The organism is Bradyrhizobium sp. SZCCHNS1050, from assembly GCF_032484785.1.
Taxonomy (GTDB): Bacteria; Pseudomonadota; Alphaproteobacteria; order Rhizobiales; family Xanthobacteraceae; genus Bradyrhizobium.
In genome coordinates this window covers 270592-291048 of record NZ_JAUETR010000003.1, presented here as the reverse complement: position 1 = coordinate 291048, position 20457 = coordinate 270592, and the positions used below count along the sequence as shown (strand labels likewise).

General features: G+C 65.0%; 10 protein-coding genes. 4 read left to right on the top strand and 6 right to left on the bottom strand.

Annotated features, from left to right (window positions below; all coding sequences use genetic code 11):
- Positions 1 to 78: 78 nt before the first annotated feature.
- The 5 genes from QX094_RS33220 to QX094_RS33200 form a co-directional block, all read right to left on the bottom strand.
- Positions 79 to 10620, bottom strand: coding sequence for a LysM peptidoglycan-binding domain-containing protein (locus QX094_RS33220; RefSeq protein ID WP_316188465.1), 10542 nt, complete (start codon positions 10618 to 10620; stop codon positions 79 to 81).
- A gap of 14 nt (positions 10621 to 10634) precedes the next feature.
- Complete coding sequence (locus tag QX094_RS33215; RefSeq protein ID WP_316188464.1) at positions 10635 to 12050, bottom strand: hypothetical protein; 1416 nt, start codon at positions 12048 to 12050, stop codon at positions 10635 to 10637.
- The gene (locus tag QX094_RS33210) at positions 12047 to 15670 is read right to left on the bottom strand and encodes a hypothetical protein (RefSeq protein ID WP_316175962.1); all 3624 of its coding nucleotides are present in this window, start codon (positions 15668 to 15670) and stop codon (positions 12047 to 12049) included. Before QX094_RS33210 ends, QX094_RS33215 begins: the two co-directional genes overlap by 4 nt.
- 7 nt (positions 15671 to 15677) lie before the next feature.
- Complete coding sequence (locus tag QX094_RS33205) at positions 15678 to 16430, bottom strand: hypothetical protein (protein ID WP_315717680.1); 753 nt, start codon at positions 16428 to 16430, stop codon at positions 15678 to 15680.
- Between the two features lie 222 nt (positions 16431 to 16652).
- Complete coding sequence (locus tag QX094_RS33200; RefSeq protein ID WP_316175963.1) at positions 16653 to 17066, bottom strand: hypothetical protein; 414 nt, start codon at positions 17064 to 17066, stop codon at positions 16653 to 16655.
- 128 nt (positions 17067 to 17194) lie between these two features.
- Between QX094_RS33200 and QX094_RS33195 the strand changes: the two genes are divergently transcribed.
- Positions 17195 to 18790 (top strand): acyltransferase, encoded by a 1596-nt coding sequence (locus QX094_RS33195; RefSeq protein WP_316175964.1) that lies wholly within the window; start codon positions 17195 to 17197, stop codon positions 18788 to 18790.
- A 129-nt stretch (positions 18791 to 18919) separates the two neighbouring features.
- Entirely contained in the window at positions 18920 to 19132 is a 213-nt protein-coding gene (locus QX094_RS33190; RefSeq protein ID WP_315717677.1) for a hypothetical protein, read from the top strand.
- 75 nt (positions 19133 to 19207) lie between these two features.
- Here QX094_RS33190 and QX094_RS34635 read toward each other — a convergent pair whose 3' ends face one another.
- Positions 19208 to 19447 (bottom strand): hypothetical protein, encoded by a 240-nt coding sequence (locus tag QX094_RS34635; protein WP_409999270.1) that lies wholly within the window; start codon positions 19445 to 19447, stop codon positions 19208 to 19210.
- Positions 19448 to 19903: 456 nt separating this feature from the next.
- Between QX094_RS34635 and QX094_RS33185 the strand changes: the two genes are divergently transcribed.
- Positions 19904 to 20089 (top strand): hypothetical protein, encoded by a 186-nt coding sequence (locus QX094_RS33185; RefSeq protein WP_315752594.1) that lies wholly within the window; start codon positions 19904 to 19906, stop codon positions 20087 to 20089.
- 158 nt (positions 20090 to 20247) lie between these two features.
- Positions 20248 to 20442, top strand: a complete 195-nt coding sequence (locus tag QX094_RS33180) for a hypothetical protein (RefSeq protein WP_315827831.1) — start codon at positions 20248 to 20250, stop codon at positions 20440 to 20442.
- Positions 20443 to 20457: the final 15 nt, after the last annotated feature.

Sequence of the window (20457 nt, the reverse complement as noted above, 5' to 3'; positions counted from 1 at the left end):
GTACCACCCGACGCTGCGGGCGGCATGTCGAGATCATCTCCGGCGACCGCCGCAGTCTCGATGCCGGGACCGACGGCCTCAAGCGGTCGTGACCTCGTGAGTGAGCCGGCCGACCTGGATCAACGGCTGCGTCGCATCGCCGACCCCACCGAAGACCTTCAGCTCGATCTCGACGCGGGCACGGCCCGACGTCGTTGGCTTCGTCGTCGCCCGCCACGTATCGATCATCTGCGCGAACGGGGCCACGAAGGGCGGCTTCACGCCCGGATCGACCGCTGACGGGGTCGGCGTCAGCAGGTTGATCGGCAGCCGTACGCGCGGGATCGACGGCTGGCCGGCCACGATCTCATAGCTGTACATGCCCTGCATCGCGACCTCGTCGCTGGTGCCGCCATTGCCGCCGGCATAGAGCCCCGCGAAGAACGTCGTCAGGCGCGCATCGAGGTCACCGGTCGCCCCCGACATCGCGTCGAGCGAGAACGCCGTGTAGTTCAGCTGCGGAACCACCGTGGACGCAAACCGCACCTCCGGCGTCTGGAACAGGAACGCCGGGTTGGTGCTGGTGGTCTTGAGATCTGCCAGCGGGAACAGCGCGAGATTGCGCTGCACGAACACCGACGCCCAGCCGCTCTGGTATAGCAGCACGTCGAGCGGAGCGATCGAAACGGTTCGGGCCGGCAACCCACGTGCCTCCTCTTCGCCAAGATAAACCGTCTTGCCGTCGACCTGACGCGCATAGACGTAGGCGATCTGCACGCCGACGGGCAGCTCTGCCGGAGGCACGGCCTGGGGCGTATAGAGCTCGGGTGCAATCGCGATCGCAGGCGCCGGAAGCGTGGTGGTGCCGTTCGAGATCGTGTTGGCCGCCGCATTCCAGCTCGCCGCCGTTCCATCGATGGTGATGTTGACGAGATTGGTGCGCGCGTGCCCGTCGCTGGTGCTGTCGAGCGTCGACAGAAACTTCACGATCACATGCGCGGGCGCCGTCGCGAGCTTGGCGGCTCCAACCGTCTCCCGCACATAGGCATCCGCGATCTGCCTGGTCTCCAGCGCAAAGGCGGCGGTCGCCTTGCGCGCGGCGGCCAGTGTCGCCGGATCCGGCTCAGCGCCATCGATGCCGACCAGATACTGGTTGAGGTCGCGCAGGATCGCCGGATAGTTGGTGACGAATTGAGCGAGCGCGGTGAACAGGTCGGGCTCGCCGCTCAACCTGGCCGAGCCGCGCAGCGTCGGCTCGGTCGGCCGGTTGAACTCCATCGTGCAGGACACTGCGTCGGCTGCCGCCTGCTGATAGAGGTAGTCGAACGAATAACCCCAGGCATTCAGCTTCGATGGATCGGTCGTGCCCTCGCCGGTGAGCTGCCGCGCCTGCTGCGCGGAGACCGTCGGCGGCGTCGGCAGATCGCGGTTGACCACGGGAATGTTGGTGACCTGCGTCCCCAGCGGATAGCTGAACGGCCCGTTGACGAAGGCGAGCCATCGCGAATCGACATAGCCGTCGATTCCGGGGACGGTACGCCGCTCGAATTCGAGATGAGTGAGCGAGAGCGTGAGCTCGAGCGGCACATAGGCCTGGTCGACGACGTTCTTGGTGGCGAACACGAAGGCCAGCCGCGAATCGTACCAGGTCTTGCTGGCGGGATCGTAGACTTCGCCGAGCGGGACGCGCGTCGGCGTCAGCGTGAAATTCTGATTGTCCGCGGCGCCCTTGATGCTGCCGCCCGGCTGACCGTAGAGGTTCGGCGGACCGGCCGGGTTGCTATCGCCTCCGCCGGTCACCTCGGTCAATCCGAACACGACGGCCGCACCGGCCCGATAGGCTGCGCCAAGCTGATTGAGCAGCTGCTGGCGCAGCTTCTCGCTGGCGGCGAATCCGGTTGAAGGATCGCCCGCGCTGGTCGACAGCACCGGCAGCGTCTTCAGGCTGATCGTATCGGCCAGCGATTCCTTGGTCGACAGCACGCTTCCCAGCGAACCGTCCTTGAGCGGATCGGTCACCCCGTCGATCCGGTCGAGGATGAACGCGTGCGGCGCGTAGTCGGCCGACAGGAACTGATCGATGGCATCCAGCGCGCTCTGGAACCATTGGTTCAGATCGACACCGTCGAGATGCAGCGTGTCGGTGTCGCCGCTGTCATAGCGCGTGATCGTCGCATCGCCGCTGGCAAGCGCCTTGGCGATCGGCTTCGGCGCGAAATAGCTCGGTGACGTGCCCAGCTTGAAATGGATGCCCTGCCCGGCCGCCTTGCCGAAGCGGACGGCCCAGAGCTGCTGAGCGCCGTCGGCCGCATCCTCACCGTCGCGGGACAGGCCCTGCCCGACCTTGAGATACCAGTCGGCGGTGACGAAGACCGTTTCGACGATCTTGCTGAACTCCGTGTAGGATACATTGCCGTCGCCGTCGGCACGCGGCAGGATCGCCGCGGCCACGCCGGTGCCGCCCTGCAACGCCGCCACCGCCGGGTCGACCAGCAGCGGATTGCGGCTGAACGTGAGCGTGACATCGAGCTCGAGGATGTTGCCGGCGGCGATCGCATTGACGTCGACCGGAAGCGACAAGGTCACAGCCGGGGCTGCGGGCGCCTGGCCGCGCGTCACGAGCTTCAGATACAGCACGCACGCGCGCACATAGCCGCGAATGATGTCCGCCTGCGCATCGCCAAGATCCACATCGGGCTTTGCCATCAGCGAATTCGACAGCCGCATCGCCACCGCGTTACCGGAGACGCCCGGCACGGGAACGGCGACATCGGCGGAATAATCCTGATGCAGCTGATAGTAGATTCGGGTGTAGAGCGAGAGATCGTCGGCGGCCCGCGCCGCTCCGTCCGGTCCGGCATAGGCGGCGGCGTTGAGGGACAATGCGAGCTTGAACGCGGCACCGCCCGCCGCGTCATAGCTGTAGCTGGCATTGGTATTGATCCAGGACCCCAGCCCGATCAGCTCATCGCGGTACAGCATCGACACCGCAGCCCCGTTGAGCGCGCCGCGGTACCCTTGCGGCGGCGCCTCGAACGGTGTCACCGTGGTGTTGCCGAAGATATCGCGCCATTGCAGCGCGACCTGCGCCATGGTGCCGACGCCGAGATAGGGATTGGCCGCCTTCGGCGGCAGATCCGGATCAAACGGGTCCGGCGCGGCGTTGACCAGCGCGAACTGCGCCCCAATGCCGATGGACTGGCGATAGTCGAGATCGGCGATCGCGACCTGCGCCAGGCGGTCGCCGCGCGTCCGCGCCGAGCGCGCATGGCTCTCGAACGCGCTGGACTCATCGTCGTCATGGTCTTGGGGACCGAACGGCATGCCCAGCGGAGTAGCCTTGTAGAAGACGTTGCCCGCGAGTCCCGCGGCCAGCGAGGTGTAGAGCTGATACATCGTCTTCTTGGCAAAGTCCGGCGCCGCTGGATCGTCCGGCGGAAGGCCGAGATTGTCGCGCGTCAACGAGAACCCGATGTTCTGCGGTGGCAACTGGTCGCGCAGGGAGAACAGCTGCGGATCGAGATCGAGCACGGCATTGACCGGGAACAGCCCGGGCGCTGCGCTGGCGCCACGGGCGATCAGGTCGACATCCAACCCGTAATAGGAGGCCATGCTGGCAAAGCTCATCCCGGGCGCGGCCGAGGAACTGACCTGATAGGCCAGCGGCGGGATGTAGAACACGGCGGCCAGCGCAACAGCGACTTGTGGATTGAATGTGGCGATGTCCTGGCCGGTGATCGGATGGACTGCACCGGCTGAGAACAGTCTGGCGAGCTTGTCGAGCGTGGCCTGCGCGTCGATGGCCCCCCCGGTGCCGCGAACCAGATCCGCGTCGGTCAGTTGGCGCACCGCGCCCACGATCGGCACCAGCGCGCCCGCGGCGAGCGGCTTGGTCGCGTTGACCTCGGCGATCCGCCCGGGCCCGGGGCCGTAGATCGCCGCGAGCGCATCGAGCGATGCTCCCGCCGCAACCGGTGCCGTCTGGGCGGTCGAGGCGAGCGACACCGTCTGTACCAGATCGCTCTGCGGATCGACAGCGTCGGTCGTCACGAAGGCGTTGACGAAGTCGGGAAGCGTGGTGCCGAAGGACTCGCTGCCCTGCGCCGCGAACGTCACGACCATTGTCACGATGCCAGAGCCGGAGGAATCGAAGACGGCCGCCGGCAGGCCTTCCTCGCTTTCGACGTTCTCGTAGTAGAGATAGTAGCCGCCGCTGCGGACCGTGCTGAGCTCCCACATCAGGCGGATGAACTGCGCCGGCGAATTGGCAATGCCGCGCGGCGGAGCGTCCTCGGCGCTCAGCATCAGGCGCAGCGCCGCCGCAGGATTGGTCTCGGTCGACAGGTTGGTCTGGGTGATAAAGGCGAGGAAGTCGGCGTCCGCAGGCGTCACCAGCATCGGCGCGCCGGGTCCGGACTGGTTGTAGAGCAGGAAGACGGCGGAGGCGATGCCTTCGCCCAGCGCATCCATGGCGGTCAGGATGCGCTGCAGCCGCACCGCGTCCTCCGAGCTGGGTCCGACGAGCTCATAGACGAACGGCAGCGACGGCGCCGATGCCGGACCGCTCGGCAGATCGCCTGCGCCGGTGCCCTGAGCAGCCAGCGCCGCCGCGTCCGGCAGACGCTTGATCTCAATATCGAGCCGCGTGCACCAGGCCCAGCGCCCCAGGTCCGCATAGTCGGTGCGTCCGGTCGCGGGATTGCTGCGCCCGGTCTGCGGCTGGAACTTCGGCAGCAGCGCGAAGGTCGAGCGGAGATCCGGCATGACGGCGCGGATCGACTGCTCCCGCGTGGCGACCAGATTGGTCTGCGCCGGCGGCAGGCTCCACAGCGTCGGCTGCACCTGCGCGCCGGCATCGGCCGCCGCGGCCACGCCGCTGCGGTTCGTCAGAGCCAACAGGCTCGCGACGGATCCGCTCGACCAGCGCGCGTAGCCGCTGGCGGTAAACGGCCGCGGCTGACGCTCGGCGAGCGGCAGCGCCGCAAACGTCGGGCTCGGGACGAAATTGCCCGGCGCCCTGGCCCAGCTGACGACGACGTTCAGCGCGGCATAGGCCTGGCTCAGATCGACGTCCATGCTGAGGTCGGTGGTGTCGTTCAGCAAGATGAAATCGAGCGGGACGCCGTGGCTCTGAGTCTCGCGTGCGAAGCCGACCTTGTAGCTCGTGGCAGAACTGGGCGTCGGGAATTGCTGGCCCGTGAGCTGATAGACGCCGTAGCCCGATTGCGTCCTCGGATAGAGGAACGCAGGCGACAGGGTCAGTCCGTCCCGGACCGGCAGCCGCAATCCATAGACCAGGAAGCGCGAGACCATGCCGGCGGTCTGCCCGACCTGGCCCGTGGCCGCGATGGCCGACCACAACGCGCCGACCGACAGGGCCTGAAGACTGCCGACCGTGAGCAGGCCGCGCTCCGCCTGCACCGAGAACAGGCCGGCGACGCCGCGATTGGCGTCCGCCACTGCAACCGCAGTGGTCTGGAACAGGCTCGCGACCGTCGACAAGGTATCGGATGACGGGCCGGAGGTCCCTGCGGTCCTGTAGGCGATCGGCCAGATCGCGAGCGGCAAGGTCGGCTGCAGCAGGCCGGCGACGCCGTAGAGCACGCTCTGTGCAGCGAGCGCGTCGATCGAGATCGCGCCAAGCTGCAGCGCGATGTCGTCGAAGCTGTCGCCCTGCCGCGTCACACAGATCTGCTCCTGGCCATGGCTGTTGGTGAGCAGCAGGACGACGCCGCCCTGCAGCATGTGACGGGCCCGGTTGGACACGATCAGGCGGTCTGGCGTCGTGGTCCAGCGCGGCGGCAACGCCGCATCGGAATAGCGGCCGGCGATGCCTTGCAGGGTGTCCCCGCTCTGCACCACATATTCGAGGCCGTCGATATGCAGCGACAGCCCGGCCCCCAAGGCATGGTCGACGTTGGGCTGTACGATATCCGCAATCGTCAAGGCGTTGCCGGCGATCCCGTTGAGCTCATCGAGAATGGCACCGATGCTGCTCGTCGGGGTCAGCGGATAGGCATAGCTCTGCAGCGCGTCGGCCGCGGCCTGGAGCAGTTGGCGCGCGATCAGCGTGAAGGTGTCGACGAACACCAGGGCCGCCATCGACTCCGCCGAGCTCGTATCGGTCTCCGCGGCAAGCCGGCGCGTTTCCTTGTTCTGGGCCTCGATGTTCGCGGCGACCTGCGCGAATATCTTGCTGACCGCGGTCGCATAGCCGGGCGTGGCCGTGGTGTAGGTCTCGAACGCAATCGGCGCGGTCTCGCCACCGGACATGCCGGGGACCTGCAGCTTCAATCCGTCGAACACCGGAAACAGTACCGAACCGGCATCGAGCTTGGTCTTCAGCCCCGACGATTGCGCCGTCGCCGGATTGAAGATGTCGAGCGTGAAACCGTCGGCCAGGAACTGCAGCAGGCCCTTGATCGACAGGAACGGATCGGCCGTGTCGGCGAGACGCGCGACATAGGCCTCGAGCTGGGTGAGCGTCACCGACATGGCCAGCGTCTCGGCGAGCTCGGCCGCATCCCCGCTCTCGTTTCCCAGTGCGTCGATGATCCAGGGGAAGTAGACCTCGGCCAGCACGTCGAAGGACGTCTTGGTGGTGGACGGCGCGCTCGCCGCGGCATCCGGCGCGTCCATTGCGAGCAGGAGCACGAATGCCCCCTGGTTCGAGGCTGCATCGGTGGCTGCCTCCGGAGCAAGCACGGTGTACTGCGCGCCCGCCATCAGCGACAGCTTCGGCTTGTTGCCATCTGCGGCGGCAAGGCCCATCCGGCGGGCGCTAGCGGGCCCGAGCCGCTTCGGTCGCGGCTTCAAGCTGCGCGCCAGCCGCATGGCCGCGTCCGGTCCGCGCGCGTGAGCCCGCTGCATCAGCAGCGCGTCGGCGCGTGCCCCCTGAACCTCCCATGGCGCCGTGCTGGTCTGTCCGATCACGAAGGTCGCAGAGACCTGGGCCGAGAACGACAGGCTGATGGAGATCGAGAACAGGCCGAGATTGATCTTGACCTTGAGGCTGATCGTCACGCTCGCGTTGGCGACCACCGGAATCTCGCGATAGCTCTCATAGGTGAGCTGGATCGACAGCACGATCTTGACATTGACCGAGGCTGAAATGATCGCGAAATCGACGCTGCCGTACAGCAGGCCAATGATGCCGACCGTTCCCGACAGCTTGAAATAATAGTCGCTCTGCAGCGCGCTGCTGCTGGCGCGCGATGCCAGCGTGCGCGCGGGGTCATAGGGATGCCACGGCGCCACGACGCCTTCGACGATGCCGAAGACGGTGAGCGCAAAGCCCGCCTTCAGCGGCCCCTTCTCGAAATTGTAGCCCAGGCCGAGCTGCAACCCGATGCCGAACTCGATGACCGGATCGAAAGTGCCGAGGTTGGTCTTCGGGATCTTGGTCGAGGTCGCGTTAGACAGTTTTCCGATGTAGAAGCCGCCCGCGCCCAGCACCGGCACGCCGTACACGATCACCGAGATCGAGAAGGAGCGACGGAAATCGAGATTGTACGGGAAGCCGATGTCGATGAAGAAATCGCCGTTGGTGTAGACCTTGATCCCGAGCTGCGGCAGCGTGATCGACACCGCACCGAAATTGAGGTTGCGGATGATGTCCGGGAAGGTGAAGTCGATCTGGTAGACGCCGATGTCGTCGGTGATCTTCTTGTAGAGGATGTCGACGACGAGGTTGGCGAGCCCGCCCATCTTCTCGCCGGCGAGTGCCAGCCGCAGGCCGTAGAGATTCGGGTCATTGAACACCAGCATGGCATCGATCGACCAGGCGCCGGCCACCTTCATCAGGCCGAGATGCCCGGCAATGAGCCAGTCGTTGGACTGGTCGTAATAGGGCAGTCCGGGCGTCCCGCCGTCGTCCGCATTGGGATCGACCGGATTCATCTTGCCCGTCGTGCTGGGGACAGACTGCAGTGCGCAGATCACCTCCTTGGTACTGTTGAAGCTGGAATGGCCGGTGATGCCGATGCGCTGCCCAAGCACCAGCAGGAAGAGCTTGAACCATTCCTCGCCCCGGCCGGGCACCGACGGCAGGTTCTGCACGTCCTGCCCCTTGGCGGGATCGAGCAGATTCTTGAACGCCGGATCGTCGGCGACCAGTGGGCTCGAGCCCTCGATGGCGAGCGTCACCTTTCCGTCGGTGCCGCGACGGAAGGTCAGCGCGGTGATGCTGATGAAGCCGAGATTGATCGGGCTCGACAGCTCGTAGCTGGCCGACAGGCGCTGCGAGAAGCTCTCGCCGCTCTTGAGCGAGACGTTGACACGCAGCGCATCGAGCGAGATCTGGTTGAGCAGGTCCCATGGCGAATCCAGCGTGAAGTAAGGATTGCCGAGCGTACGCACCAGCGCCTGCACCAGCGAGCCGATGCTCCAGCCCTTGAGGCTGAACGTGACCAGCTCCTTGCCGCTCTCCCAATCCGCTCGAAAACCCTCCCACTCGACGAACAGAATGTTGTTGGAGCCCGCCTCCGTCGTCCTGAACTCATAGCCCATCGTGAGCTTGAGGTTGATCGCCGAGTAGATCCAGGTGCCTTGCGCGAAGCCGGAGAACTGCTGCTGGGCCGGCTTCTGGCCGTCATAGCTGACGCCGAGCCGCGCCGGATCGATGCCGACGGTCTGATCGCCGAAGGCGAACGTCCAGCTGAAGCCGACGGTGATGTCGTAGCTCGTCTTCAGCTCGCCCTGCTCGGCCGGAATGGTCGCGGTGATCGCGAATTCGGAGATGATGAGGTCGCCGGGCAGGAAGCTCGGGAAACCGTAGGCGCTGCCGGGCGAAAAGAACTGGTTGATCAGGTCCGAGACCTCGAGCGATTCCTCCAGCGAGGCGGCGAGGTCCCACCGCTTCGGCGTTTCGAACCCGTCATAGGTCACGCTGACCTTGGTGTGCAACGGGCCGACATCGAGGAAGCCTCCGACGCTCGACTTCCATTGCGTCTGCGAGGCGGTTTGCAGCGCGCCCCCTCGCGAGGTCCGGAGCATCGGCAGCGGCGCCGCCCGCAGCAGCGTCGTCGCATTGCCCCCGTCTGGCGTCTGCGTCGGAGTCTGCGCCGCGATCGAGACCGTCCCCTCTCGCACGGCAAGGATCGGCTGGTTGTTGATCTTGAGCAGATTGAGCGTGAGGCTGAAGCCGGCGTCGAACTGAAAGCTCTGCGCGCCGTAGTCGACCGCGACCGCGATGTCGCCAAGTTCGAAATCGCCGACATTCTCGACGTCGAGCACGACGGCACCGCCGGACAGTGCCGTCAGGAAGTCGCTCAGCTTCGCGGTCCCGGCGAAGGATGCGAAGAACTGCTTCGCGGAGGTGAACTGGACGGTGAACACGCCGTCGCCCTCGCCGTCGGGCCCCTTGAAGACGCTCGGCGCCAGTACGAATTCGGTCGTGAAGTCGTAGGTCTGTTGCCGCTTGGTGCCGTCGAACGGATAGGCCATCGACCATTGCAGCGCGAAGCTCGTGATCTTGAAGTCGAGCACCCCGGTCGGCGGCAGGATTTGCCAGCTCGTATCCTTCGAGCTGCCGATCTCGATCGAGACCGCCGTGATCGTCGGCGAGCGGCCGAGCGTGCCGGCGATCGAGAAGCCGTTGAGACCGACAAAGGCGAGGAACTGCTGCAGCACATCGGGAGTCGCGGCGAGATAGCCGCCATTGCCGCCCATCACCTCGATCACCGTGGCCGGCGTCAGCGGCGCGCCGCCTTCGACGACGGCAAGTGCCACCGAATAGTTGGCATCGGCGCCGGGTGTGATCTCGACGTCGAGCTGATAGGAGCCGGTGCTGCCGACGTCGAACTGCGAGGAGATCGCGAGCGTCGGCGCCTGATCTCCGGCATCCGGATCGGCGGGATCGGCCAGCACCAGCACGCCGTCGACCTCATCGGCGCCATCGGGCGCGGGAATGGTCAGAGCCAGGCTCGGATCCCTGACCGTGAACTGCGATGCGAGCTTGAACGTGCCGTCCTGGATCGCGGCCCGCAACTGCCCCGGCGGGAACAGCACCGTCTCGCCGTTGAAGATGCCCATGTTGAGCGCGCCGCTCAGCAGCAGATCGCCGGTCGGCGCGTTGAGGCCGGGAAACAGCAGCAGGAACGGCTTGGCGACATCCGGCAGAGCGACCTTGGCAACGAAATTCTGCACCGCGCCGCCGCTCACGGCACGCCCCGCGGAGTCGCCATACGGGTAGGTGCCGGTCGCCGTCGAGAACACGAAGCTGACGTTCTTCAGGGTGCCGAACTGATTGAACGGGAAGCCGCCCATGAAGGCGAAGCTGCTGGTCCAGGTCCAGTTCGACGGCGTCGCCTCGGCCTGCACGATCAGTTGGTCGCCGTCCACGGTGAACACAAGCGTGGCCTTCGCGGCCAGCGGGGTCGCGGCGCCGATGAACGGGATCGTCGCCGACTGCACCGTGAACGCCGTCCCTTCGACGGGCCCGACATCGGATTTTGCCACCGTCACCTTGAAGTCGGCCGCGGCCTTGAGGAAGAAGGCCTGGCTCAGCCAGGCGTCGTAGTCGGCGGGGACCTTCACGGCGGGATCGGCGAGGCCCGCCGTCAGGAAGGCGGCATCGAGCGCGAAGGCGGTGTCGCCGGCGGCGGCTTCGACAGCGGCGCGGAGATTGTCGATAGCGCTCATCAGCCGGCGCTCCCTCAGATGTCGGCAGAGATGCCGAAGTGATCGCTGGTGTTGCGAACGCGTCCGTAGTTGCTCCAGCCGGTCAGATTTCCGGCACCGCCGATCCCCGGATAGTTCGCCGCCGTCGGTGCGCCCGGCCACCCCATCGGCGGCGCGGTGAACTGGTTGGCCAAAGCGATCGCACCGGGGGGAGGATTGTCCGGCGGCGCCATGACCCCGTTCATCGGCGTGCCGGTCACCGTGTTCATGATCGTGGTCTGATAGTTGTGCATGCCGTTGTGCGGCCAGACCAGGACGTTGTCGATCGAGTAGAACGGCGCGGCGACGAAGTTCGAGCCGACATAGCCGTAGCCGGGATAGAAGCTCTGTCCCGGCCCGCCGCCGTTGGACCAGAGGAACTTGGACGCCGCCGTCTTGTCCTTGCCGCGGATATGGGTGGAGAAATAACCCTTGTACTGGTCGAGATTGACAGGAACGCCCACCGCCGTCGGACTGACGAGCAGCGTGTAGGCACCGGGACCGCCGGTGAGCGGATTATAGAGGCCCGAGGCGGTACCATTGACGGCGAACAGGTTGACGTTGAAATCGCCGCCGATCACCCGCGTCTCGTTTACGCCCAGAGCGCCGACGACGTCGTTGATCGTCGACAGCGTGGTGATGTAGTTCGCCGCCGCCGGATTGTTCGGCGGGGAATGGATGCCGAAGATGGTGAGGTCTCGCTGCACGACGCCGAGATTATCGGCCTCGGTGAACGTCGCCATGAACGGCTCGCGCAGCCCGGCAAAGGCAACAGGAGCGCCGAGCGTGGTCGTGAAGGCGATCCGCGCCGCGACGACGTCCTCGTTGAGGCCGCCATTGTGCTGGGCACCCGCAGGGATCTGGCGCACTCCGCCCAGGCCCGGAGGCACCAGCATTCCATTGACGTTGACGGCACCGAGGGGCACCACCATGCCATTGTACGGCATGGCGACGCCGCCGCCCGGCGGCACCGACACGCCGCCATGCCCGCCGGTCCAGATGTTGGGCCCGGTGAAGTAGCGGTTGAGGGTGCCAGCGGTGTTGGTGCGGCGATAGAGAATGCCGACCGTCTCTGAGCGCCCACCGACCCCGGTGTAGAGCGGCGGCACGGCGTTCCATCCGCCCGCCACCATCGTGGCGGGGTTGTTGAGCCCGAACTGCACCATGGCGAGCGCATTGATGCCGCCGGTCTGGCTCGCCAGAGCGTTGGGCGCATTGTCGCCCGAGCTCACCTCGATGATGACGATGATGTCCGGCTGCACGGCCGCCAGCACGGCATTGATCACCGCGCGGCGCTGGATCGCGCTCTGCATGTCGTTGAGACCGCCATGCCCGCGTTGTCGCTTGATCGAGGCCGAAAAGATCTTGTTGACCGAGAAGTTTTCGATATTCCAGAACAGGATCCGCGTCATGATGACGGCTCCTGAAGCTCGGGCTTGCGTGCGGCGAATGCGAGCGACTGCTCGCAGCCCGGATTGTCGTCGGCGACATAGGCGGCGTACCAGCCGAGGCTGCCGGTGTTGTCGGGATCGCCGAACAGGAAGAACTGGATGTTGGCGGACGGCGGCAGCTTGGCGATGCCGAATATCTTGATGGCGATATCGTCGATCCGCAGGCAGTAGAACCACTTCGGACCGTCCTCGGCCAGCATGCGCCCTTTTGCGGTCGGAACCGGCTGGCGCAGGATCGAGATCGCACCGACCGCAACCTTGATGACGCCCTGGATGCTGAACAGGCTGGCGCCGGGCGCCGCGCCCGGCAGGCTCATGCCGATGAAGACCGCGTGCTGCGCATCCGACCCGGTGGTGACCGGTGACCATGCCGCGAGCAGCTGCGACTGGAAGCCGACGCCAGAGGCGAGCGCCCCCGGACCGCCCAGCGTGATGTCGTAGACCACCCCGAACCAGGGCCCCTCGAGTTCGGTGAGGTTGAGCTGCGACGTCACCGGCAGGAAGCCGAGATCGGACGGCTTCTGATCACCGGTCGCGTTGACGAAGCTCTTCAGTTGCAGCGCGAAGCCGCGGAACAGGCTGGTGTCGCGCATCGTCGAGCCGTTGAGATTCCAGGCCAGGTTGCCGGTCGCGACCCCAAACCTCTTGGCTCCGGGCGTCGCCTGCGGATAGGTCATGCCGATGACGAGGCCGGAGAAGGCGAGCCCGACACCGAGCGCCTCCTCGGGCGTATCCGGCGGACTGCCGAACGACAGCAGGTCGAGCGTCTCTCCGATGGTGCTCTGAAGCGCCGTGAAATCGAGCTGCCCCCAGACGAGGAAGTTGCTCGCCACCGTGGCGCCCTGGTCCTGGGTGCCAATCGTGTTGAACTGCACCCGGTCGAAGGCCACGGCCGGCAGCACGTTCGACGGGCTGGTCAGCACGTTGGTCGTGTTCTGCTCGAAGACATAGGCGCCGCGGCCGCCCTGATCGACATAGCTGCCCTTGAGCACGATTCCCGTGAAGGGCTGCGGCTTGCCGCGCGAGTACAGCCGCGACACCGGCGCGCCGAACAGCGCCGCGACCGAGAGCTGGACGTGGCTGTCGAACCGCGTCAGCCTGGCGTTCTCGAACAACGACTGCAGCTGCAGCACGGTGAAATCGAACTCGCCGCTCATCTGCACCGCCACCGGCACGTCAGGCGCAACGCCGTTGGAGATGTTCATCGCATAGCGCGGATCTTCGTAGTCGATCAGCCCGAACAGGCTCGAATTGCCCTGGGGCATCGTGATCCGACCGCTCCGGCCGTCGACCGTGACGCGGCTGACGGTGAAGCCGAAATGATGAGCGTTGAAGCGGGTGAAGTCGATGCCGGCGGCAAGCCCCGCAATCTCCGGCGGCATGTCGCGCTGGCCGAGGTCGGCCGCGAGCACGATGACGCCGGTCCAGTTCGGATCCTGGGCGATGCGCGCGAAATTCTCGTAGAATGGGCCGGACGGTCCCTTCGAGCGTGCGATGGCGTCCGCGATGTAGTCCTGTAGCCATTGCGACAGGCCGGTGTAGGACAGCGCAGCGGTCACCGGCGGTGTGCCGGGCAACAAAGAGAACTGCTCCGCGGACGTCCAGCGATTGGCATTCGTGACCCGCTCCAGCAACGAGCCAGAGCAGAACTTCATGATCATCACGTTGCGGTAGGCGGTGGCCGAGGCGCCGGCGCCGACCGCCGCGGTCATGGTCCAGCCCGCAATATTGACGGTGTTGGCGAACTGGGCGCCTGTGCCGAACGGCTCCGGATTGACGGCGACCAGAAAGAGCTGGTTGGTCTGCAAGGCGTCCTGCATCGCCTGGGAGGGAGCGGATAGCGCGAATGGCAGGGTGTTGCCGTCGCGGTCGATCGACTGCGCCATACTGACCTTCAGATAGGCCCCCGTCGTCGGATCTCGCTCGATGATGAAGCCCTGCGGCGTCGTCCCATCGGCGCTCGGGCCGTCCGGCAGCGTGCCGCGCAACGCGTGAGCCCGCGCCGCCTGCACCCGCGCCGACCACGTCTTGCTGCCATAGCTCGAGATCAGCGACTTGCGGGTTGCGGCCACGATCTGGCTCTCGAACTGGACGAGCGTCGCGCCATCGAGGCCGCTACTCGCAGCAGCTCCATAAGGCGCCAGCGGGAACGTCTTGTCGTTGCCCTGGGCGAGCGGCATGAACGGCGGCGCGGATTGGAGTATCTCCGCATTCGCGGCGCCGGCCGCGGCCGCACCGTAGATCGCGCTGCCCTCGGGCTCGGCCAGATAGTCGACGGTCCCGCTGCCGGCGACGATGGTCACCCAGGAGGTCTGGTGGTCGTCGGTCAGGCGCGGCGCAACGGCACCGCTCGCGGGACGGTTGAGATCCGCCGTCTCGAATGGGAACACCGGCGCGTAGCCGGGCTTCGAGGGAATGGCGTTGAGACGATCGTTCTGCGCTGCGGGCTGGCTGGCGTCGTACGCCTTGAAGCTGAGCGCCTCCGATCCGAATAGTCCACCCATCAGCTTCGCAAGCTGCCCCGCCGAACTGCCATCGGCGCCGAGCGCATAGTGGCCGGCCAGGCTGAGATAGGTCGTGCCAGTGTCGACCGCGGCCGTCTTCGCGGCGCTGGTCGCAAAGGCGAAGCCCCCTGCTCCGAGCGCCGGCGCCGTATCCGTACTGCTAGCCCCGAGCGGCGTCAGTTGCACGACACGCCCGCCGGTCGTGCGGAATTCGCTCGTCAGCGCAGGCCCCCCCTTGATGGCGAACCCCGAACGCAGATACCCCTGCTCGAGCTGCTCTCGGCCGATCACGCGGTTGGCCGGATCGCCGAGGTCGAAGGCACCTGCGATCGAAAGCTGCGACGGCAACGCCGCCACCGTCATGGCTGCATATTGCGCAGCTTGCAGCGACGTCGTCGCGCTGTTGTTGATGACGTAGCGGATGCCCTGCTCCAAGCCCTGGCTGACGAACGCCTGCTTCGAATCGAGCAGCCCATCGAAGGTTACGCAACCGGTGTTGGCGCCGCCGAACGGCACATAGGCGTAGATGCGATTGTTGGAGGTCGGCGCAAGCCGAATGCCGAGCGGGTTGTCGCCCTTGCCCGAAAAGCCGATGAACGGAGGTGAACTCAGCGCCGAGCCCGACAGGCGCAGCGCCCCACCCTCGATATCGATCCGGCTCTGGTCGAGGATGTAGAATTTGGCGTTGCTGGCAAACCACAGGTTCAGGTTGCCCGAGACCTGGTAGACCGGCGGCAGATTGATGAAGGAGACGCCATAGCGCTCGAAGTCGCCGAACGCGACCGGGTTGGCCGACGCGAGCCAGACGACAGCACGATTGCGCGTCGCCTTGCTGATATAGGCCCGGACACGCCCGGCGAACCCGCCGGGATCCCGATCGAGATCGGCGGGCCGCTGTGTCGCAAACAGATAACTGCCACCGTACTTCTTCAGCGAGTCGTCGTAATTGATGAACGGTGGCAGAGACGAGCCCGTGCCGAGAAGGTAGCCGGCCCAGCCAACCGAGCCGGCAACCCTGGTCTCGTAAATCGCAGAGGAGCCGACCTGCTCGAACTGCGCTGACGCAGACGCGTCCATGCTCGTATCACCCGATCGGGAAAATGCCGAGCAAGGTGCCCGCCAGTGAATAGAGGGCGCGATCGTCGATGATGTCGCCCTTGATGATGGTCACCGTATATTGCGCCGAGCCCAGCGCAGCATATTGCACCGTGATGCCCGCCTTCCACGTCGTCGCGCCGATCGTGATATCAGCGGCGAGGACCGCAGTGATCTGGGACTGCGAGACGATCGGCGTCCAGACCGGAATTCGTCCCTGATACTGGAATGAGACGTAGGTCGTGTTGTTGGTGTCGCCGCTCGGCGTCGTCACCACGTTGCTGTTCGGGCTGGTCGGGGTGTTCACCGTCGGCAGCGCCGTGAAGGCCGCGCGCGGATATTCCTCGGTCCGCGCGGTCGCGGATGGCGCTGCCTTGACATCCAAACCGATCGGGAAGATGCCGAGCGTCACGCCCTGGAGCAAGTAGAGCCCACGATCGTCCACGATCTCGCCCGAGATGATGGTCACGGTGTACTGGGTCGATCCCAGCGCCGCATACTGGATCGTAATGCCCTTGCGCCAAGTCGTTGCGCCGATCGTGATGTCAGCCGCCAAAACGACCTGAGGTTGTGCCTGCGAGACCACCGGCGTCCAGACCGGAATGCGCCCCTGATACTCGAACACGAGCTGCGTCGTGTTGTTTTGATCGCCCGTCGGCGTCGCGACGACCTCCGTGTTGGGGCTTGTGGGAGTAGTAACGACAGCAGGAGCCGAAAAACGAACGCCTTCATGATGAGCCATGGCTATCTCCTTTTATAAAACACAGATCAAAACCCGCAGTACGCAACTGCCGGCACGGCTGAAACGAATGGAAAATCGAATAAGCTACCAATGATTGAAATCTATCAGAGGTTGTGGCGTGTAACAGGGTTCGCGACGGTGGTCAATCGGGCCAGATCACAGTCTTCCCCCAACGCCCGGTCACATTCTGGTGTTTACATTTCAGGCGAAGCCGGGCGCCGCTCAGCGGCTGACTTGTTTCCGAAGCATCTGCATCGCACGCTTCATCGCTGCGGACCGGATGAACGAGCCGAGCACGAATCCGGTAAAGCTGCTCTCCTTTCCGGAATCGACAATCTCCCCGCTCATCGTGACCGTGTAGTAGCGACCCATCGGGTGCATGGTCACCGTCAGCCCCTTGCGCAGGACAATGCCTGCAATTGCAATGTCCTCGGTCAGTTCGACCTCTACTTCGCCAATCGACACCAGCGCTCTCCAGCACGGGATCGTACCGTTGAAAAAGAAGGTCACCCAGGTGCTGTCATTCGTGTCGAACGTTGCAGCCACCTGCGCATTGCAATTCGTCGTCAGCTGGGTGTTGACGGTTTGATCGGTGAGCTGAGATGGCGCAGCGGGCAAGGCGGCTTCCGTCCTCATTCAAGCGCTCAGCGTCATGCAAAATGACCAGCCGGAGGGTGACAAATAACTAGCCGCCGCCGGTTTGCGAGTCCATTTGCAATCCGGTCCCGGCCCCCGCCCGGACGGGGGCTCCGCATCCCACGCAGGTGCGACCATGGCCCTGGCCGTCACCTCCCGCGGATCGAGGAGTCCCGGCGGCTTTTCGCAACAGGCACGATCCGCTGCAGGAGCTGCTCTACCCGGATTTCTTCAAACTCTGTCGGCCTGTTGCCCAGCCCTCTCGCCGATCGCGTGCCGCGCCGGGAAACGCCTCGACCGTTGGCCGCCGATGCCAAGGCTATTTTTTCTTTATTTTTCAGTTCGTTGACAGCAAGTGCAACGCCGCCACGGCGGACGTCGGAGCGATCACGGTGCAGAGTCATCTCTGGCCTGAACGCCAGATCGTCGCTCGAGCGGGCGGCAATCCCGTCTCCGGCCGGCGTCGGGTTGCCTCCAGGCCCTGCTGTTTCTACAACAGCCGGAGCGCCTCCCAAGCATCAGGACCATCCCTCAAAGTGAACGAGCAACGCTTCATCGGCTCGCTGACCGGCTTACGCTTCGTCGCGGCCGCAACGGTCGCCGTCGGCCATGGCGCCCCGTCGTTGGCGCAAGGCCTGCTGCCCGAGCTCATCGCACAAGTCAGCAGCATCGGAATGACAATGTTCTTCGTGCTGAGCGGATTCGTCCTGTGGCTCAACTATGCCGCGCGCTTCCAGTCGCAACCGCTCGGAAGCGCTCTTCGCGAATTTGCCATCGCGCGCTTCGCCCGGCTCTACCCCATGTACGCCGTGATTACGCTCGCAGTCGTCGCATACGTCGTGATCGCGCGAGGTCTCTCGGCCCCGTCGCTCGGCTTCCTCCTCACGATGACGCAAGCCTGGTTTCCCGTGCAGAACGGCACCATGCTGGTCGCAGTCGTGCCGTCGCTGCAGCACCTCTGGTCCATCAGCGTGGAGCTGTTCTTCTACCTGCTGTTTCCATTCGTCTGCCTGCTGTTTGCAGCCGTCGTCCGGCTGCCCACGATCATCTGGATCGCGCTGGCGAACATCGTGACGTTCGCGCTGACGATCGCGGCCGCCTTCACCTTCGGCGATGCGTTGCTACGGGCCGCCGCGCCGAGTCTTACGCAAAACGGGATGCAGTGGCTCACCTACTACTCTCCCTATCTTCACATCGCTCAGTTCCTGGCCGGCTGCCTTGCCGCCATGATCTACAGGAACCGCGCGGATGCCGGCGTCGGTGATCGGGAGCGACGCTGCGTGAGACTCCTGTTCTGGCTTTCGCTGGCGAGCCTCATCTGTGCGCCTGTGCTGCTGTTTCTGCAGCCTCGTCTGCCCGGCTGGTCGTTCGCGATCGAACTTGCCGTACGTCTCATCGAGATCTCGGGATTTTCGATCGTCTTCGTCGCAGCCAGTCGGTACGGTCATGCCGCTTGGCTGTCGTCCAGAGCCCTGATCATTGGTGGCGAATGCAGCTATTCGATCTATCTGCTGCATCCCTTTCTCATTCGGCTTGCGATGATCGGAAAGTCAGATGCTCCTGGCGCTCTTGAGCTCGCACTGCGGCTCGGTCTGTTCGTTGCGATTGCGACGGCGATGGCCTGGGTCACCTACATGCTCATCGAGGCGCCCTCGCGAACATGGTTACGGAGAGCCTTCGGCACGAGCGCACCGCGCGACGTGATCCATGCGAGCCCGGTCTGAGCGCGCCGGCTCATCGGCCGGCCCGTGCTTCGCGGTGCCTTTCTACCAGCGGTTTATTCGGACCATTTTGCACCAATTTAACATGATTGCCGCCAATCTCAGGCCTCCGGAACGGCAAGGGATGCAACGATGATTGTTGAGATCAAGGCGATGTGCGAAGCCAACGGGACCGTCCTTGCGACAACGAGCTACGACGATACCAACGAACGGGCGCGGGCGGTCGCGGTCATCGCCCTGCTCGAACAGGTGCTGGCGCATTCGGAGACCGCTGGGGATCAGCGCCTGTTCACTTTGGACGTCTCGCCCGTGTCGCCAACGGCAGCAGCTTCGTCTGCCTCCTGATACAAGGCACGGCAAGGCTCGCGGCAGCCGGCAGTCCGATCCACGCTCCCGCGCCGATGATCAGCCATCGTATGTTCACCTGCTGACACAGGCCTTCGCCTGTTTGCTCCATTTGAACGCGGTTCCGCACGGCGGCCTTGGCCGAGCGCCCGCAGGGCATTCGTTCCACACCGGCGCTCCTACCTCCCAGCCATTCACGACGCAGCCGCCATTCGGCGCGACGTGGCACCCAGGGCCGCAGGACTCATTGGCGACCAACCGGCCCGCCCCTGCCGCAAGGCCGGTCAGCAGCACAACCCAAAACATCAGCCTCATCGCTTCGCTCCATTGGCTCTGAGGCGACGAGCCCCTGCGACCGCGCCCCAGCGGAAACCATGAAGGTGCCAAACCGTTCCTCCGACTGTCCCCGCCTGCTCGGGCTGAGATTTCGTCGGAGATCGTCGCCGCCAGCCTGTGACGAAACACCGCGCCGCCACCACACTCCAGCCCTACTACGCGCACGACTGCGCCATATCCGTGCACGGGAATGGGAAACCATGTAGCGAGAAGGTTTTCACCATGTTGGGCGATGATTGCGCAGCCTGGGCGAGCCGGAAGCGAAAAAGTCACCTCTCCACGCCAGTTGATCAAGGCGTTGGGGCGCGCGCGCTTAGAAACGTGACGAGCCAAACAACATCAGGAGCCGGCGGCACGAACTGCCGGCCAGCCTTGGATCGTCCGGATGCGTGCCGGACGGGCCGTGGCGAATGCAGGGAGCGATAGATCGACATCATGACACGAAAGCTTTCAGTCCGCGAAGTCATCGCCAGATCCTATCCCAGTTGGGACTATGCCATGGCGGACCGGTTGATCGCATGGCTCGATCATTGCGGTTACGAGATCGTGGAGAAGAAGCCGGAGCGCACCGCGGCTCTCGTGACCGATGACGCGCGGCCACACCTGATCGGCGCTCGATGAATGGAGCCCCTTCCGCCGGGGCGCTGTGAACGATCAGCGCTCCTCAAGTGGCAGCGCTCGGGCGGCGCAGGAACTGCGCATCCCGTTCTGGGGTTCAAGATGACAAGACCAACGCTCGACGTTTCATCGAGCAGCATGAGATCAGGGAAGGATTACCAATGTCTCGCAAGCTCACACCACGCCAGGTCATCGCACGCTCCTACCCGACCTGGGATTACGCCATGGCCGATCGCCTGATCGCCTGGCTGGATGATTGCGGTTACGAGATCGTCGAAAAAGGAGCTGCGCACCTGGGCGCAAGCTTGGTGCCTGCTGCGCCGGAATCGACACCGTCGCATGAAAGCACACATTGATCCCGTCGCGGTCAC

Bases quoted from the DNA above. Each gene is read 5' to 3' on its own strand.
- QX094_RS33220 (WP_316188465.1), bottom strand. From the start codon at position 10,620: ATGAGCGCTATCGACAATCTCCGCGCCGCTGTCGAAGCCGCCGCCGGC.
- QX094_RS33215 (WP_316188464.1), bottom strand. From the start codon at position 12,050: ATGACGCGGATCCTGTTCTGGAATATCGAAAACTTCTCGGTCAACAAG.
- QX094_RS33210 (WP_316175962.1), bottom strand. From the start codon at position 15,670: ATGGACGCGTCTGCGTCAGCGCAGTTCGAGCAGGTCGGCTCCTCTGCG.
- QX094_RS33205 (WP_315717680.1), bottom strand. From the start codon at position 16,430: ATGGCTCATCATGAAGGCGTTCGTTTTTCGGCTCCTGCTGTCGTTACT.
- QX094_RS33200 (WP_316175963.1), bottom strand. From the start codon at position 17,066: ATGAGGACGGAAGCCGCCTTGCCCGCTGCGCCATCTCAGCTCACCGAT.
- QX094_RS33190 (WP_315717677.1), top strand. From the start codon at position 18,920: ATGATTGTTGAGATCAAGGCGATGTGCGAAGCCAACGGGACCGTCCTT.
- QX094_RS34635 (WP_409999270.1), bottom strand. From the start codon at position 19,447: ATGAGGCTGATGTTTTGGGTTGTGCTGCTGACCGGCCTTGCGGCAGGG.
- QX094_RS33185 (WP_315752594.1), top strand. From the start codon at position 19,904: ATGACACGAAAGCTTTCAGTCCGCGAAGTCATCGCCAGATCCTATCCC.
- QX094_RS33180 (WP_315827831.1), top strand. From the start codon at position 20,248: ATGTCTCGCAAGCTCACACCACGCCAGGTCATCGCACGCTCCTACCCG.